This window comes from Mycobacterium sp. M23085, assembly GCF_045343915.1.
Classification (GTDB): domain Bacteria; phylum Actinomycetota; class Actinomycetes; order Mycobacteriales; family Mycobacteriaceae; genus Mycobacterium.
Genome location: NZ_CP174280.1, coordinates 3,590,859 through 3,607,548, shown reverse-complemented (window position 1 = coordinate 3,607,548; position 16,690 = coordinate 3,590,859). Strand labels below are relative to the sequence as shown.

Annotated in this window: 15 protein-coding genes; 10 read left to right on the top strand and 5 right to left on the bottom strand. The window is 70.4% G+C overall.

The window, feature by feature from the left end; translation table 11 throughout:
* The first annotated feature begins 16 nt into the window (after positions 1–16).
* Both selA and ACIUM1_RS16735 read left to right on the top strand, forming a co-directional pair.
* Complete coding sequence (selA, locus tag ACIUM1_RS16740; RefSeq protein ID WP_406813756.1) at positions 17–1,309, top strand: L-seryl-tRNA(Sec) selenium transferase; 1,293 nt, start codon at positions 17–19, stop codon at positions 1,307–1,309.
* Positions 1,297–3,000: a SelB C-terminal domain-containing protein gene (locus ACIUM1_RS16735; RefSeq protein ID WP_406813755.1), complete on the top strand. Its 1,704-nt coding sequence runs from the start codon at positions 1,297–1,299 to the stop codon at positions 2,998–3,000. Before selA ends, ACIUM1_RS16735 begins: the two co-directional genes overlap by 13 nt.
* Here ACIUM1_RS16735 and ACIUM1_RS16730 read toward each other — a convergent pair.
* On the bottom strand, positions 2,984–3,448 hold the full coding sequence (locus ACIUM1_RS16730) for a GatB/YqeY domain-containing protein (RefSeq protein ID WP_406813754.1): 465 nt from the start codon (positions 3,446–3,448) through the stop codon (positions 2,984–2,986). The genes ACIUM1_RS16735 and ACIUM1_RS16730 overlap by 17 nt on opposite strands.
* Here ACIUM1_RS16730 and ACIUM1_RS16725 point away from each other — a divergent pair.
* The 5 genes from ACIUM1_RS16725 to ACIUM1_RS16705 are packed head-to-tail and all read left to right on the top strand — an operon-like array spanning position 3,447 to position 8,972.
* Positions 3,447–4,802, top strand: coding sequence for a hypothetical protein (locus ACIUM1_RS16725; RefSeq protein ID WP_406813753.1), 1,356 nt, complete (start codon positions 3,447–3,449; stop codon positions 4,800–4,802). The genes ACIUM1_RS16730 and ACIUM1_RS16725 overlap by 2 nt on opposite strands.
* A gap of 24 nt (positions 4,803–4,826) precedes the next feature.
* Positions 4,827–5,480 (top strand): DUF4129 domain-containing protein, encoded by a 654-nt coding sequence (locus ACIUM1_RS16720; RefSeq protein ID WP_406813752.1) that lies wholly within the window; start codon positions 4,827–4,829, stop codon positions 5,478–5,480.
* Complete coding sequence (locus tag ACIUM1_RS16715; protein ID WP_406813751.1) at positions 5,462–6,619, top strand: DUF4350 domain-containing protein; 1,158 nt, start codon at positions 5,462–5,464, stop codon at positions 6,617–6,619. Before ACIUM1_RS16720 ends, ACIUM1_RS16715 begins: the two co-directional genes overlap by 19 nt.
* On the top strand, positions 6,616–7,593 hold the full coding sequence (locus ACIUM1_RS16710) for an AAA family ATPase (protein WP_406813750.1): 978 nt from the start codon (positions 6,616–6,618) through the stop codon (positions 7,591–7,593). The genes ACIUM1_RS16715 and ACIUM1_RS16710 overlap by 4 nt, the downstream gene beginning before the upstream one ends.
* Positions 7,593–8,972: a DUF58 domain-containing protein gene (locus ACIUM1_RS16705; protein WP_406813749.1), complete on the top strand. Its 1,380-nt coding sequence runs from the start codon at positions 7,593–7,595 to the stop codon at positions 8,970–8,972. The genes ACIUM1_RS16710 and ACIUM1_RS16705 overlap by 1 nt, the downstream gene beginning before the upstream one ends.
* A 17-nt stretch (positions 8,973–8,989) precedes the next feature.
* Here the strand turns inward: ACIUM1_RS16705 and ACIUM1_RS16700 are convergent, their stop codons facing one another.
* On the bottom strand, positions 8,990–9,982 hold the full coding sequence (locus ACIUM1_RS16700) for a stage II sporulation protein M (protein WP_406813748.1): 993 nt from the start codon (positions 9,980–9,982) through the stop codon (positions 8,990–8,992).
* Positions 9,983–10,059: 77 nt separating this feature from the next.
* On the opposite strand from ACIUM1_RS16700, the gene ACIUM1_RS16695 reads away from it, so the two are divergent.
* Positions 10,060–11,010 carry an RDD family protein gene (locus ACIUM1_RS16695; protein ID WP_406813747.1) on the top strand — a complete coding sequence of 317 codons (951 nt, stop codon included), beginning with the start codon at positions 10,060–10,062 and terminating at the stop codon, positions 11,008–11,010.
* On the opposite strand, the gene ACIUM1_RS16690 is transcribed toward ACIUM1_RS16695, so the two are convergent.
* A complete protein-coding gene (locus ACIUM1_RS16690) occupies positions 11,007–11,396 on the bottom strand; it encodes a hypothetical protein (protein WP_406813746.1) in 390 nt (129 codons plus the stop codon). The genes ACIUM1_RS16695 and ACIUM1_RS16690 overlap by 4 nt on opposite strands.
* A 202-nt stretch (positions 11,397–11,598) precedes the next feature.
* On the opposite strand from ACIUM1_RS16690, the gene ACIUM1_RS16685 reads away from it, so the two are divergent.
* Positions 11,599–12,315: a PadR family transcriptional regulator gene (locus tag ACIUM1_RS16685; RefSeq protein WP_406813745.1), complete on the top strand. Its 717-nt coding sequence runs from the start codon at positions 11,599–11,601 to the stop codon at positions 12,313–12,315.
* Positions 12,316–12,345: 30 nt separating this feature from the next.
* On the opposite strand, the gene glpK is transcribed toward ACIUM1_RS16685, so the two are convergent.
* Entirely contained in the window at positions 12,346–13,872 is a 1,527-nt protein-coding gene (glpK, locus tag ACIUM1_RS16680) for a glycerol kinase GlpK (RefSeq protein WP_406813744.1), read from the bottom strand.
* Positions 13,873–14,007: 135 nt separating this feature from the next.
* Between glpK and ACIUM1_RS16675 the strand changes: the two genes are divergently transcribed.
* Complete coding sequence (locus ACIUM1_RS16675) at positions 14,008–15,483, top strand: glutamate--cysteine ligase (protein ID WP_406813743.1); 1,476 nt, start codon at positions 14,008–14,010, stop codon at positions 15,481–15,483.
* Between the two features lie 71 nt (positions 15,484–15,554).
* Here ACIUM1_RS16675 and egtE read toward each other — a convergent pair whose 3' ends face one another.
* The gene (gene egtE, locus ACIUM1_RS16670; protein WP_406817715.1) at positions 15,555–16,661 is read right to left on the bottom strand and encodes an ergothioneine biosynthesis PLP-dependent enzyme EgtE; all 1,107 of its coding nucleotides are present in this window, start codon (positions 16,659–16,661) and stop codon (positions 15,555–15,557) included.
* Between the last annotated feature and the right edge of the window lie 29 nt (positions 16,662–16,690).

Genomic DNA, 16,690 nt, shown 5'->3' with positions numbered 1-16,690 from the left:
TTCTTGCGGGCCCGGCATGAGCGATCCGCGCCGACGGGTGCCCGGCACCGACACGCTGCTCGCCGACCCGCGACTGGCCGCGGCGCAGCGGGTGCTGGGTCGCAGCCTGGTGAAGTCGGTGATCACCGCGGCCCAGCAGCGGGCGCGGGCCGGAGAAATCACCCCCGAGCAGGTCGCCGAGCACGCCGTCGCCGCCCTTCCCGCCACCGCATCGAGCCTGCGGCCAGTCATCAACGCCACCGGTGTGGTGGTGCACACCAATCTGGGCCGCGCCCCGCTGTCGCTAGCCGCGCTGGATGCGGTGGTCGCCGCCGGCGGCACCACCGATGTCGAGTTCGATTTGGCGACGGGCCGGCGCGCGCGCCGCGGCCGGGGCGCGCTGGCTGCGCTGGCGGGCGCGGTGCCCACCGCCGGCGGCGTGCACGTCGTCAACAACAACGCGGCCGCGCTGCTGTTGACCGCCATGACGCTGGCCCCCGGCAAGGAGATCGTGCTCAGCCGCGGCGAACTCGTCGAAATCGGTGATGGGTTTCGCATCCCCGAACTACTGGAATCCACCGGATCGCGGCTGCGTGAGGTCGGCACCACCAACCGCACCGGCCTGCGCGATTACACCGAGGCGCTGGGGCCGCAGACCGGCTTCGTGCTGAAGGTGCATCCGTCCAACTTCCAGGTCAGCGGGTTCACCTCGGCGGTCGACGTCGCCGCCCTGGCGCCGGAAGTGCGCGGGCTCGGCGTCCCGCTGGTGGTCGACATCGGGTCCGGCCTGTTGTCGCCGCATCCGGTGCTGCCCGTCGAGCCGGACGCGACGTCGATGCTGGCCGACGGCGCCGACCTGGTCACCGCGAGCGGGGACAAACTGCTGGGTGGGCCGCAGGCCGGGTTGCTGTTCGGCCACGCCGAGCTGATCGAGCGGATCCGCCGCCATCCGGCGGCGCGCGCCCTGCGGGTGGACAAGCTGACGCTGGCCGCGCTGGAGGCGACCCTGCTGGGGCCGCCCCCGCCGGTGGCGCAGGCGCTGGGCGCCGACGTCGAGCGGCTGCGCGCCCGGGCCGAGTCGCTGGCCGCCGCGCTGCCCGGGGCCGTGGTGGTGGACTGCGTCGCGGCCGTCGGCGGCGGCGGGGCGCCCGGCGTCGAACTGCCCAGCGCCGCGGTGAGCCTGCCCGAGTCCTACGCCGCCGCGCTGCGCCTCGGCAGCCCGCCCGTGGTGGGCCGGCTGGAGGGCGGCCGGTGCCTGCTGGACCTGCGCACGGTGCCGCCCGAGGACGACGAGCTGCTGGCCGCGGCGGTACGGGCGTGTTCGTCCTAGCCACCGCGGGGCACGTCGATCACGGCAAATCGACTCTGCTGCAACGGATTACCGGCATGTGGCCGGATCGGCTGGCCGAAGAACAGCGCCGCGGCCTGACCATCGATCTGGGCTTCGCGTGGACCGAGCTGGACGGACGTCAGCTCGCGTTCGTCGACGTGCCGGGCCACGAACGGTTCGTGGCCAACATGCTGGCCGGTGTGGGTGCGGTGCCCGCGGTGGTGTTCGTGGTGGCCGCCACCGAGGGCTGGATGCCGCAGTCGGAGGAACATCTGGCGGCGCTCGACGCGCTCGGCGTCCGCCACGGGCTGCTGGTGATCAGCAAGGCCGACCTCGCCGATCCGGGCCCGGCCGTCGCGCAGGCGTCGGAACGGCTTGCCGCCACGTCCCTCGCCGACATCCCGGTCGCGATCGGAACCGACCTCGACCGGGTGCGAGCCGAACTTGTCGCGCTGACCGATCGGCTGCCCGCGCCGGACCCCGACGCCGACGTGCGGCTCTGGGTCGACCGCAGCTTCACCGTCCGGGGTGCGGGCACCGTGGTCACCGGCACGCTGGCCGCCGGCACGGTGCGGGTGGGCGACGAGCTCGAGCACGCCGGGCGGCGGGTCAGCGTCCGCGGGCTGCAGTCGTTGGGGCGCGTCGCGGACGCGGTGGGCCCGGTGTCCCGGGTGGCGCTGAATCTGCGCGGCGTTGACCGGCACGACATTGCCCGCGGCGACACCGTGCGCACGCCGGGGGCGTGGCTGGACACCGCGGAGATCGACGTCGCCCTGCGAACGGCCGACACGCTGCACCGCCAGCTCGTGCTGCACATCGGGTCGGCGGCCGTGCCGGTGCAGGTGCGCCGCCTGGGGGCCGCCGCCGCGCGGCTGCGGCTGGCCAGGCCGCTGCCGCTGCGGGTGGGAGACATCGGGTTGCTCCGCGACCCCGGCCAGCACCGGATCGCGGCGGGAATCGAGGTGCTCGACGTCCGCCCGCCCGCATTGCGCCGGCGCGGCGCGGCGCGGGCGCGCGCCGACGAGCTGGCGACCGGCGAGGCCCGAGCGCCCGACTTCGCGCGCGCGGCGGACCTGCGCGCCATGGGTGTGCGCCCGCGCGGGCAGCCGGTCGGCGACTGGGTGGTGGACCCGCAATGGTGGGCGGTGCGGCGCGGGGACGCCGCAGCGGCGGTGCGGCGCTGGGCGGGCGATCACGACGTCGCCGCGGGCATGCCGCTGGAGACGCTGCGTCAGCAGGTCGGCCTGCCCGCCGCCGAACTGATGCCCAAGCTGCTGGAGGGCACGGGTCTGGAGGTGGTCGACGGGTTGGTCCGCCCGCCCGGTGCGGGGCTGCCGCCCCGCGTCGACAAGGCCGTGCGCGAGGTCGAGGAGTGGCTGGCCGCCGAGCCGTTCCGGGCGCCCGAGGCCGACGAGCTGACCGAGCTGAAGCTGGGCCCGCGTGAGTTGGCCGCTGCGGTGCGGGCCGGGCGGCTGACCCGGATCGCCGACGGGGTGGTGCTGGGACCCGACGCCCTGGACCGCGCCGCCGGCCTGCTGGCGGCGCTGCCGCAGCCGTTCACCGTCAGCGAGGCGCGCCGCGCGCTGGGCACCACCCGGCGGGTCGCGGTGCCGTTGCTGGAGCAGCTCGATGCCCGGCGTGTCACGCGCCGCGGCGACGACGGCACCCGGGTGGTTACAGCCGCTCTTTGACGGCGGCCGACAGGCGGGCACCGTCGGCCTTGCCCGCGGCGATCGCGGTGGCGGCCTTCATCACCAGGCCCATCTGCTTCATTCCCGGCCGCTCGCCGATTTCCTCGGCGACCTGCGCGATCGCGGTGTCGGCCACGTCGGCCACCTCGGCCTCGGTGAGCGGGGTGGGCAGGTATTCGTCGATGATCCGGCCCTCGGCGTGCTCGTTGGCGGCGAGCTCTCCGCGCCCGTTCTGGGTGTAGATCTCCGCGGATTCGCTCCGCTTGCGGGATTCTTTGGCCAGCACCTTGATGACTTCCTCGTCGGTGAGGTCTCTGGCCTCCTTACCGGAAACCTCCTCGGTCTGGATCGCCGCCAACAGCATGCGCAGCGTGGCAGTTCGCAACTTGTCCTGGGCCTTCATCGCCGCCGTCAGGTCCGTCCGGAGCCGGGATTTGAGTTCCGCCATGACTGAGACGCTACGCGCCGGGCGGGGGGTCAACGTTGTGCAATGCCCCGGTCGCCGACAGGATGGAGCCCATGACGAACGACGGGCCCGGCTGCAGGGCTGGTTTGACGGGCCGCTGCACTCGGTGAGCGCGCCGCCGCCTGGTTATCCGGCTGGTCCGCCACCGGCATACGGTCCACAACCTCAATACGGTCCACCCGCGGCGTATGGCCCGCCACCGGCCTACGGCCCAGCACCGGCCTACGGCCCGCCGCCCGGCTATGGTCCCCCGCCCGGTTACCGGCCCCCGGCGGGCTACGCGCCGCCACCCGGTTATGGGCCGCCATCCGGATATGGCCCGGGGCCTGGCTACGGGGCGCCGTCCTTCGGCGCTTCGCCGGGCTATGCCGCCGTCAAACCCGGGATCATCCCGCTACGGCCGCTGACCCTCGGCGACATCTTCAACGGCGCCGTCGGCTACGTCCGGGCGAACCCGAAAGCGACGCTCGGCCTGACCGCCATCGTCGTGGTGATCATGCAGATCCTCACCAAGGTCGCGTTCTTCGGCCCGCTGGCCGCGGCCGACAAGCTCGCCAGCGATCGGCCCGGCGAGCTGAGCTCCGGGGTACTGGGCGCCTGGTCGCTGTCGATCGGCGGCGGCATCCTGGTCGGCTGGCTGGGGGGCATGCTGCTCTCCGGGATGCTCACCGTGATCGTCGGGCGGGCGGTGTTCGGATCACCCATCACCATCGGGGAAACGTGGGCCAAGATCCGCGGGCGACTGCCGGCCCTACTCGGGCTGGCGCTACTGGAGGCCGTCGTGGTGGCGGCCCTTGCCGGGTTGGTCGCGGTGATCATCGGGGTGCTGGCCGCGATCGGTAGCGCCGCGGCGGCCGTGGTGTTGGGCATCCCGCTGCTGCTGGCCGTCCTCGCGCTGCTGGTGTTCCTGTACACGGTGGTGTTGTTCGCCCCGGTGCTGATCGTGCTGGAGCGGCTGCCGGTCACGGATGCGATCACCCGGTCGTTCAAGCTGGTGCGCAACGGCTTCTGGCGCGTGCTGGGTATCCGGGTGCTCGCGTTCCTCGTGACCTCCGTCGTGGCCAACGCCGTCGCGGTGCCGTTCAGCATCGCCGGCCAGTTCTTGCAGATCACCTCCTCCGGCACGGCGTTCCTGGTGAGCACCGCCATTCTCTCGGTGGGCGCCGCGATCGGCGAGATCATCACCGCACCCTTCAACGCGGGCGTCATCGTCCTGCTCTACACCGACCGCCGGATGCGCGCCGAGGCGTTCGACCTGGTGCTGCAGAGCGGAGCCGCCCAGGGGCCGTACGCTGCCGCGTCCACCGACAACCTCTGGCTGACCCGGCCCCTGTAGGGGCCGAGCGAGGACTCACTGCGGATGCCTTCCATCGACATCGACCGCGATGCCGCGCACCGGGCCGCGCAGGACGAGCTCAACAAACCGATCTATGCCAAGGGCTCCGCGCGGGAACAGTTCGTCGACTGGCTCAACGACCTGATCTACCGGCTGTTGCAGAAGACTTCCTCACTACCGGGCGGCTGGCTCACGGCGACAGTGCTTTTCATCCTGCTCGCCACCGCGGTGATCGTCGGCATCTACCTCGTGCGGCGCACCATGCGCGCCCGCCGCGGCGGTGACTACTCGTTGTTCGAAGCCGCCCAGCTGACCGCCGCTCAGCATCGCGCGACCGCCGAAAACCTTGCGGCCGAGGGCGATTGGGCGGCGGCGATTCGTCACCGGCTGCGCGCCGTCGCCCGCCAGCTCGAAGAGACCGGGGTGCTGACACCGGCCCCCGGCCGGACGGCCAACGAGCTGGCCCGCGATGCCGGGGTCGCGTTGCCGCATCTGGCCGACGAATTAACGCAAGCCGCAACGGCTTTCAACGACGTCACCTACGGCGAACAACCCGGAACCCAGGCCGCCTACCAGATGATCGCCGAACTGGACGACCATCTGCGGTCCCGCTGGCCCGGCGGCCCGATCGAGGCCGGGCGGCCCACCGGGCACGAGTCATGGGCGCAGGTGCGCTGATGGCAACGATTGCCGAGGCCGGTCCCGACAGCACGCCGAAGCGCAGGCGCTCCTGGCGCTGGGTGTTCGTCACCTTGGTGGTGCTCGCCGTCATCGCCGGCGTCGGCGCGTACCTGAGCGCACCCCGACCCGGTGCCCGGATGGACCCGGCGTCGACCGGTTCCGACGGTGGCCACGCGCTGGTGGAGTTGCTGCGCGGCGCCGGGGTCGACGTGGTGGTGGCCAACGACATCGCCGACGTGGAAGAGGCGGCGCGGCCCGACGCGGTGATCCTGGTCGCCCAGAGCCAATACCTCACCGACACGGTGCTGGACCGGTTGGCCGACGTCCGTTCGGACCTGCTGTTGGTGGAACCGACCACGCGGACCCGCGGGGCGTTTCTGCCCGGTGTACGGGTCTCCGGGGCCAACGGATTTGACCTCGACCCGAATTGCACCCTGCGCGAAGCCGTTCGCGCCGGACCCGTCCGGTTCGGGGCGAGCAACACCTACGAGTCCAAAGACGGCCGCGCCATGACCCGCTGCTACGACGGCGCGCTGATCCGCTTTCGCAACGACGGACGCACCATCACGGCCGTCGGCAGCGCCGAATTCATGACCAACGGCAGCCTGTTACAGGCGGGGAACGCCGCCCTGGCGATGAACCTCGCGGGCGACCGGCCCCGCCTCATCTGGTATGCGCCACACCATGTCGAGGGCGAATCATTCTCCAAGGCAACGCTTTTCCAGCTGATTCCGCCCAACGTGATCTGGATCGTCGGGCAACTGGCACTGGTGGTGCTGCTGGTTGCCGTGTGGCAGGGCCGTCGGCCCGGACCACTGGTGGCCGAGGAGCTACCCGTGGTGGTGCGAGCGTCGGAGACCGTCGAGGGCCGCGGCCGGCTGTACCGGTCCCGACGGGCACGCGATCGCGCGGCCGCCGCGTTGCGCAACGCCACCGTGGCGCGGCTGTTGCCGCGGCTCGGCCTGGGTGCGGGCGCCACGCCGGCGGCGGTGGTGACGACGGCGGCCCAGCGCACCGGATCCGATCCGGCGTTCGTCTCCTACCATCTGTTCGGCCCGCCCCCGGCGACCGACAACGACCTGTTACAACTTGCCCGTGCGCTCGACGAAATCGAAAGGCAGGTCGCACACCCGTGACCCAATCCACTACCGCTCAGTCGCCCACCGCCGAGTCGGCCCGTGAGGCGCTGCTGGCATTGCGCGGCGAGCTCGCCAAGGCCGTCGTCGGACAGGAGGGCGTGGTCAGCGGCCTGGTGATCGCCCTGCTGTGCCGCGGCCATGTGCTGCTGGAAGGCGTTCCGGGAGTGGCGAAGACTCTACTGGTCCGGGCGCTGGCCGCGGCGCTGCAGTTGGAGTTCAAGCGGGTGCAGTTCACCCCCGACCTGATGCCCGGCGACGTGACGGGTTCGCTGGTGTACGACGCGCGCACCGCCGCGTTCGTGTTCCGTCCCGGCCCGGTCTTCACCAACCTGCTGCTGGCCGACGAGATCAACCGCACCCCACCCAAGACCCAGGCCGCGCTGCTCGAGGCGATGGAAGAGCGTCAGGTCAGCATCGACGGCGAGCCGCAGCCGCTGCCCGACCCCTTCATCGTGGCCGCAACCCAGAATCCGGTCGAATACGAGGGCACCTATCAGTTGCCCGAGGCCCAGCTGGACCGCTTCTTGCTCAAACTGAACGTGGGGCTGCCGCCGCGGGACGCCGAAATCGCCATCCTGCACCGGCACGCCCACGGCTTCGATCCGCGCGATCTGTCGGCGATCAAGCCGGTGGCCGGGCCCTCCGACCTGGCGGCCGGCCGCGACGCCGTGCACAACGTGCTGGTTGCCGACGAGGTGCTGGGCTACATCGTCGACATCGTCGGGGCCACCCGGTCCTCCCCCGCGCTGCAACTGGGTGTGTCGCCCCGCGGCGCGACCGCCCTGCTGGCCACCGCGCGCTCCTGGTCCTGGCTGTCCGGGCGCAACTACGTCACGCCCGACGACGTGAAGGCCATGGCCCGCCCGACGCTGCGGCACCGGGTGATGCTGCGGCCCGAGGCCGAACTCGAAGGGGCCACACCCGACGGTGTGCTCGACGGGATTCTCGCGTCGGTTCCGGTGCCCCGCTAGTGGTCCTGACCGGTCGCACCGGGCTGGTCGCGCTGATCTGCGTCCTGCCCATCGCGCTGTCGCCTTGGCCGGCAACGACTTTCGTCGTCCTGCTGCTAGCGCTGGCGCTCGCGGTGATGCTCGACGTCGGGCTGGCGGCCAGCACCACCCAGCTGCGCTACGTGCGTTCCCCGGATCGCTCGGCCCGGCTCGGACAGCAAGTGGAGTGCGGGCTGTCAATCCACAACGACGGTGCGCGCCGGTTTCGCGGCCAGCTCCGCGACGCCTGGCCGCCCAGCGCCCAGGCGCAGCCGCGCACCCATCCCGTCGACATCCCCGCCGGGCAAGACCAGCACGTCCAGTCTCGGCTACAGCCGGTTCGCCGCGGCGACCAGCGAGCGACGGTGGTGACCGCCCGATCGATCGGCCCGCTGGGCCTGGCGGGACGGCAGGGTTCGCGACCGGTGCCGGGGCAGCTGCGGGTGCTGCCCCCATTTCTGGCCCGCAAGCACCTGCCGTCGCGGCTGGCCAAACTACGCGAGATCGACGGCCTGCTACCCACGCTGGTGCGCGGTCAGGGAACCGAATTCGATTCGCTGCGAGAGTATGTCGTCGGTGACGACGTGCGCTCGATCGATTGGCGCGCCACCGCGCGTCGCGCCGACGTGGTGGTGCGCACCTGGCGGCCCGAACGCGACCGGCGGGTGCTGATCGTGCTCGACACCGGCCGGACGGCCGCGGGGCGGGTCGGCGTCGATCCGGCCGCAGCGGATTGCCCGCCTCCTCCTCACCCCGCTGCGCGGGCCGCATCGTCAGCGGGCGCATCCGATCCCGCGGGCTGGCCGCGGCTAGACTGGTCGATGGACGCCGCGCTGCTCTTGGCGGCCCTGGCGTCGCGGGCCGGGGACCATGTCGACTTCCTCGCCCACGACCAGGTCAGCCGGGCCGGTGTGTTCGGCGCCTCGCGCACCGAACTGCTTGCCCAGCTGGTCGACGCGATGGCACCGCTGCAACCGACGCTTGTCGAATCCGATTGGCGGGCAACGGCTTCTGCCATTGCCCGGCGCGCCCGCCAGCGGTCGCTGGTGGTGCTGCTGACCGACCTCAACGCCGCCGCGCTGGACGAGGGTCTGCTGCCCGTGCTGCCGCAGCTGTCGGCCAAACACCACCTGCTGCTGGCCGCGGTCTCCGATCCGCGCGTCGACCAAATGGCCGCCGGGCGTTCGGATGCCGCGGCGGTGTACGACGCGGCGGCCGCCGAACGATCCCGCAACGAACGCGGCGCGATCGCTAACCGGTTGCGCCGCAGCGGAGTGGAAGTCGTCGACGCCCCGCCCGCCGAACTCGCGCCCGCCCTTGCCGATCACTATCTGGCGATGAAGGCGACCGGGCGTCTGTAGCACTCGGCGACGGGCGCTCAGCGGGTCGGAACGTAGTCCGGCGCCTCTGCCATGTCACCGCTCTCCCCGGCCTTCACCCCGCGGCGGCCGAAGTAGACGATGTAGGACAAGAACGCCGCCTCGGCGATGACGCCGATGCCGACCCGCACGAACGTCGGCAACGGTGACGGTGTCACCAGCGCTTCGATCAGCCCCGAGACCAGCAGCACCGCAACGAGACCCACGACGACCGAGACGACGGCGCGGCCCTGTTCGGCGAGCACCTGGCCCCGGGGCCGGTCGCCGGGCGAGATCACCGACCAGCCCAGCCGCATTCCCGTTGCGCCCGAGAGGAATACCGCCGTGAGCTCCAGCAGCCCGTGCGGGACAAGCAAACCCAAGAGCAGGGCGCCCTTGCCGGCCGGGAACATCAGGCCGGCGATGATGCCCAGGTTGGCGGCATTCTGGAACAGCACGAAGGGAATCGGTATGCCCAACAACACGGACAGTGCGATGCATTGCGCAGAAACCCAGGAATTGTTCACCCAGATTTGCAGCGCGAACGCCGCAGCTGGATGTTCGCTGTAGTACGACTCCACATCGTGGTTGACCAATTGCTGGATGTCGCCGGGTGTTCCGAGTGCGGACTGAACATCGGGACTGCCGGCGACCCACAGCGCGACGATTACCACCACGGCGAAGAACGCCGCCGCGGTGGCCAGCCACCACCGCCAGGTTCGGTAGGCCACCACCGGGAACGACACCGTCCAGAACCGGGTGAACGCACTGCTCAGCGGCGCATGGGCAGCGGTCACGGCGGAACGGGCCCGCGCCACCAGGCTGGAGAGCCGGCCGATCAGCACGGAATCCGACGACGCCGAGCGCAGCATCGACAGGTGGGTGGCGACCCGCTGGTAGAGCTCGACGAGTTCGTCGATCTCCGCACCGGACAGCGACCGGCGCCTCCCGATCAATCGGTCCAGGCGGTCCCAGGTAGGGCGATGGGCCAGCACGAATGCATCGACATCCACCCTCGGCAGCCTAATCGCAGCGCCGGCGCGGCAAAGGGGGGACGGCCAGCTGCCCCCAGCCTGTACCGTTCGAAGTTATGTCGGAGGTGGTGACCGGGGACGCCGTGGTGCTCGACGTGCAGATCGCTCAGCTGCCGGTGCGGACGGTGAGCGCGCTGATCGACATCGTGGTTATGGTCATCGGCTACCTGCTCGGCCTGATGTTGTGGGCCGCCACCCTGACTCAGTTCGATACCGCACTGACCAACGCGATCCTGCTGATATTCACGGTGCTGGTGATTGTGGGCTATCCCCTGGTTATGGAAACGGCAACGCGGGGACGCTCGGTGGGCAAGATCGCGATGGGTCTGCGTGTGGTGTCCGACGACGGCGGCCCAGAACGCTTCCGCCAGGCGCTGTTTCGTGCTCTCGCAGCGCTGGTGGAAATCTGGATGCTGTTCGGCAGCCCGGCCGTCATCTGCAGCATCCTGTCTCCCAAGGCCAAACGGATCGGCGACATCTTCGCCGGCACGGTGGTGGTCAACGAACGCGGGCCCCGACTGGGCCCCCCGCCCATGATGCCGCCCTCCTTGGCGTGGTGGGCATCCTCGCTGCAGTTGTCCGGGCTGTCGGCCAGTCAAGCCGAGGTGGCGCGCCAATTCCTGTCCAGGGCAACGCAGCTCGATCGCCAGTTGCGGATGCAGATGGCATACCGCATCGCTAGTGACGTGGTGGCCCGCATCGCGCCGCCCCCGCCGCCCGGCGCCCCGCCGGAACTGGTGCTGGCCGCGGTCCTCGCCGAGCGACACCGCCGTGAACTGGCCCGGCTGCGCCCCGCCATGCCCGCCACGGGGCCGGTGGGGCCGGTGGGGCCGGCGCCGTGGCCACCGCCCGGCAGTCCATACCCGGGGCCCCGCGGCTGGCCCGGCCCGCCGCCCGGTACGGCACCGCAGCCGCCGCAGCAATCGGCCGGATGGCCGGACCCACAATCGGCCCGGCCCGGTTCGAGAGACCCCGGCACGCCGGAGGGCTTCTCACTGCCTCACTAACCGGCCACACTCGCCGCCATCAGGGCGACGTCGGCGATCAGCAGCACCCATCCGGCCAACGGAACCGCGATGCCGCCGCGGTGTTTGGCGGTGAAGAACGAAATGATGATGACGACGACGGCGACCGCTGGTGCGCCGTAGAACGCGACACCGAAATCGATCCCGCCGTGGCCCAGGTTGGGACAGTTGCGATCGCTGCAGCCGTCGGTGCTCATCACGGCACCGAGCGCGAACAGCATCACGATCGCGGCGGCGGGCACCATCGCCAGCGCCAGCCCCCAATTGACCCATCGCCAGGTGTTGCGACGCCGGGCACCGTTGGGTCGCCCGAATGCGGCCGCGCCAGCGCCGCCGCTATCGACCTTCAGGTTGTCGTCAGCGTCCATCTCGGTAGTGCCTACCCGCGGCTCGGCGCATGCAAACCGGGGCGCCGACCGCAGCCAAGACCGCTGACGTTCAGTTTCCGCAGGTCAGGCGATTTACGCCGAGCCACTCCAACATGTCCCGTTGCATCACGTTAGTTCCCGATATATCGTGATGCTTCGTAGCGCACGACCGGTGCGCGACCACGAACGTAAGGACATAGCAATGAGCAACCCATTCACTCCCCCCGAAGGACCCTTCGCCGGCCGGCCCGGTTTCGGATTCGGCGTGGGCCCCGGCCCCATGGACCGGCGCGCCCTGCACGAGGCCCGGCGCCAGGCCCGGCGGGACTTTCGCGAGCATCTACGCGAGCACGCCGGCGGCCACGACGGCCCGCTCGGCTTCGGACCCGGTTTCGGCCCGGGCTTCGGTCCAGGCTTTGGCCCGGGCTTCGGCTTCGGGCCCGGTGGCCGGCGCGGCGGATGGCGCCGCGGCGGCCCGGGCCGTGGCAAGCGCGGCGACGTGCGAGCGGCCATCCTGACGCTGCTGGCCGAGCGGCCGATGCACGGCTACGAAATGATCCAGCAGATCGCCGAGCGCAGTAACGGACTGTGGAAGCCGAGCCCTGGTTCGGTGTACCCGACCCTGCAACTGCTCGACGACGAAGGCCTGATTACCGCGAGCGAAACCGAGGGCAGCAAAAAACTTTTCGAGCTGACCGAACAGGGCCGCGCGGCGGCCGAAAAGATCGAGACCCCGCCGTGGGACGAGATCACCGAAGGCGCCGACCCGGGTCACATGAATCTGCGGGCGGCCGTAGGCCAGTTGTTCGGCGCGGTGGGGCAGTCCGCCCACGCCGCGTCCGCCGAGCAGCAGCAGCGCATCGTTGACATCCTCAACAATGCGCGCCGCGAGATCTACGGCATTCTTGGCGAAGACTAGCCGCCCACGCGGGCCCTGGATCGGGTGACGTCACGTGATGTCGACCCAATCCAGGGTCCGCTGCACGGCTTTGCGCCAGCCCGCGTAACCCGCGGCGCGCTGCTCGTCGTCCCACTGCGGCGTCCAGCGCTTACCCTCCTGCCAGTTGGCGCGCAGGTCGGCCGGATCGGCCCAGAACCCCACCGCCAGACCGGCCGCGTAGGCGGCGCCCAGCGCGGTGGTCTCGGCGACCACCGGGCGCACCACGTCCACGCCCAGCACATCGGCCTGAATCTGCATGCACAGATGATTACCGGTGATGCCGCCGTCGACCTTCAAAACCTCAAGGCGCACACCGGAATCCGCTGCCATGGCGTCCACCACGTCGCGGCTTTGGTAGCAGATCGCCTCCAGCGTCGCGCGCGCCAGATGCGCATTCGTGTTGAACCGCGACAGGCCGACGATCGCGCCGCGCGCATCGGATCGCCAGTAGGGCGCAAACAAGCCGGAAAACGCGGGAACGAAATAGACCCCGCCGTTGTCGTCGACCTGGCGCGCCAGCGATTCGCTTTGGGCGGCACCGCTGATGATGCCCAGCTGATCGCGCAGCCACTGCACCGCCGCGCCGGTCACTGCGATCGAACCCTCAAGCGCGTACACGGGTTTGGCGTCGCCGAACTGATAGCAGACGGTGGTCAGCAGTCCGTTGTCGGACCGCACGATCGTCTCGCCGGTGTTGAGCAGCAGGAAATTCCCGGTGCCATAGGTGTTTTTGGCCTCCCCCTCGGACAGGCACACCTGGCCCACCATCGCGGCGTGCTGATCACCGAGCATCCCGGTGATCGCTACCTCGCCGCCCAGCGGCCCGGTCTCCGACGTCACACCGTAGGGCCGCGGCGACGACGACGGCCCGATCTGGGGCAGCATCGCCCGCGGGATGGAGAACAACGACAACAGCTCGTCGTCCCAGTCCAGGGTCTCCAGGTTCATCAGCATGGTCCGGCTGGCGTTGGTCACATCGGTGGCGTGGACGCCGCCCCGGGGCCCTCCAGTGAGGTTCCACAGCACCCAGGTGTCCGGGGTGCCGAACAACGCGTCGCCGCTTTCGGCCGCCTCGCGCACCCCGTCGACGTTCTCCAGAATCCATTGCAGCTTGGCACCGGAGAAGTAGGTGGCCGGGGGCAGACCGGCCTTACGGCGGATCACGTCGCCGCGACCGTCACGCTCCAGCGCCGACGCGATCCGGTCGGTGCGGGTGTCTTGCCACACGATCGCGTTGTAATAGGGGCGACCGGTCTTGCGGTTCCACACCAGCGTCGTTTCGCGCTGATTCGTTATACCCAGTGCGGCAATGTCGTTCGGGCTCAGATTGGCCCGGTTCAACACCGAGGTCAGCACGGAGGAGGTGCGCTCCCAGATCTCGACCGGGTCGTGCTCCACCCAACCGGCCCGGGGCAGGATCTGTTCATGCTCGAGTTGATGGCGAGCCACTTCGGCACCCTGGTGATCGAAGATCATGCAGCGGGTGCTGGTGGTCCCCTGGTCGATGGCGGCGACGAATTCGGCGAACCCGGCCAACTGCTCTCCTCCACCCGTGAGCTCGGACACGTTTGCGGCAAAAGTCCATCATGGTCTACCCGCCCGGCCGCCGAGGCCCGAACTGCGATTCGTGAGAGCTTGCGTTACCGGCGGTAACCCTGTTGCATCTGCGTTGTGGGCGAAGAGGTCAAGCGCACCACGTACGACAGCGCACATCGGCGGGAATACCGGCGCAAGGTACAACTGTGCCTGGACGTCCTCGAGACGATGCTCGCCCAGTCGTGCTTCGATGCCGAGCAGTCGCTGACCGGCATGGAGATCGAGTGCAACCTCGTCGACGCGGGCTACCAGCCGGCCATGTCCAATCGCCACGTGCTCGACGCCATCGGCGATCCGGCGTATCAGACCGAATTGGGCGCCTACAACATCGAATTCAACGTCCCGCCGCACGCGCTGCCCGGACACACCGCGCTGGACCTCGAGGCCGAGGTGCGGGCCAGCCTCAACGAGGCCGAGACCAAGGCCGGCGCCGCCGGCGGCGCGCACATCGTCATGATCGGTATCCTGCCCACGCTGATGCCCCAACACCTCGACCACGGGTGGATGAGCGAGTCGACGCGATACGCCGCCCTGAACGACTCGATCTTCACCGCCCGCGGCGAGGACATTCCGATCGACATCTCCGGCCCCGAACCCTTGAGCTGGCACACGGCCACCATCGCGCCCGAATCCGCCTGCACCAGCATGCAATTGCATCTGCAGCTGGCGCCGGAGACGTTCGCCGCGAACTGGAACGCGGCGCAGATAGTGGCCGGCCCGCAGTTGGCGCTGGGCGCCAACTCGCCGTTCTTCTTCGGGCACCTGCTGTGGGCGGAAACCCGTATCGAGCTGTTCGCCCAGTCCACCGACACCCGGCCCGAGGAGCTGAAAGCTCAAGGCGTGCGCCCACGAGTGTGGTTCGGCGAGCGGTGGATCGGCTCGGTCCTCGACCTGTACCGGGAAAACATCCGCTATTTTCCGTCCCTGCTGCCCGAGGTATCCGACGAGGACCCGGCCGCCGAACTGGCCGCCGGGCGCATCCCGCAGCTCTCCGAACTGCGCCTGCACAACGGGACCGTCTACCGGTGGAACCGTCCGGTGTACGACGTGGTCGACGGCCGCCCCCACCTGCGCCTGGAGAACCGGGTGTTGCCGGCCGGGCCGACCGTCATCGACATGCTGGCGAACTCGGCCTTCTTCTACGGCCTGCTGCGCAGTCTGTCCGAAGCCGACGACCCGCTGTGGAACAGCATGGATTTCGCCGTGGCAGAGGCCAATTTCCTGGACGCGGCGCGCTACGGCATCGACGCCCGGCAGCGCTGGCCCGGGGTGGGCGAGGTGAGCGCACGCGAACTGGTGCTCGACAAGCTGCTGCCGATCGCCGACGAAGGATTGCGCCGCTGGGGGGTCGACACCGCGGTGCGTGACCGGTTCCTCGGGGTCATCGAGGGCCGGGCCCGAACCGGACGCAACGGCGCCAGCTGGCAGGTGTCCACCGTGCGGGCACTGCAAGACGGCGGCATGAGCAGGGCCGCGGCGCTGGCCGAGATGCTGCGCCGGTACTGCGACCACATGCACGCCAACGAGCCGGTGCACACCTGGGATTCCTGACCGCGGGTCCGGTGGGCAGTACCGGAAGATCGACGAGATCCGGCCTACCTGGTGACGGCGCACAACGCCCGCTAGCCGGTCGCGGTCGCCGCGGTGGCGGCGATGAGCGCCTCGGCGAACGTCTCCAGGTCATCAGCCGTGATGTCCACATGCGGCGAAATCCGCAGCACCGGTTCGGTCAGCTCCAGCGGCGCACGCTGCACGCCGGCGAACGTGACCAGGATCCGTCGCTCGGCGAGCAACCAGGCCCGCACCGCCTGCGGATCCGCGCCGTCGTTGGGCACCAAAGTGGTGATGACACTGGGTTCTTCGACCTCTTCGACCACCGTCCAGCCGGCCACATCGGCCAGCACCGTACGGCTCAGGCCGCCCACCTCAGCCAGCCGTGCGTACACCGCCTGCGGCCCGTACGCCAGGTGTTCGCCCAGCGCCAGCGAAAATCCTACCCGCGCAGCGACATTGGCCTCGCCGAATTCCAGCTGTTGGGCCACCGTCGGCGAACCGTCGGTGCTGGCCCAGTCCGGCGCGGCCAACCGTGGGCGCAGGCTTTCCATCAGCTCCCGGCGCACCCCGAGCATCCCGACACCGCGCGGACCGGCGATCCACTTGCGCGACGAGGAATACGTCACGTCGGCATCCACCGCGCAGTCCACCTGGCCCAGCGCCTGGGCCGCATCGACGACCAGCGGCAGCCCCAACTCGCGGCAGAGCCGGGCGATCATCGAAACCGGTTGCACCACACCGCAGTGGCTGGCCACCGCGGTCAGGTGCACCAAGTCCGGCGGGTCGGTCTGTAAGGCCAGCGCCGCGTCGTCCAGCGCGACCCGGCCGTCTTCCAGGGTCGGCAGCAGCTGCCGGTCGAATCCGTGCGCGGCCATCATCGCCAGGTTCGGCCCGTATTCGCCCGGCAGGCAGGCCACCGTTCGGCGCTCTGCCGGCCAGCTGCCCAGCAGCAGGTCCAGCGAATTCAGCGAGCCGGTGGTGAAAACCACCTCGGCATCCGGCATCCCGGTCAGCGCGGCGAACGCAACGCGCCCGGCGTCGAGCACCGGGGTGGCCGCGTCCGCCGCGACGTAGCCCCCGAGCTCGGACTCGTTGCGGGCGTGCTGCGCGGTGGCCTCGATCACCGCGAGGCTCTGCCGTGAACAGGCAGCGTTGTCCAGGTGCAGCCCAGCCATCGGCGGGCGGGCCGACCGCCATTGTTCGG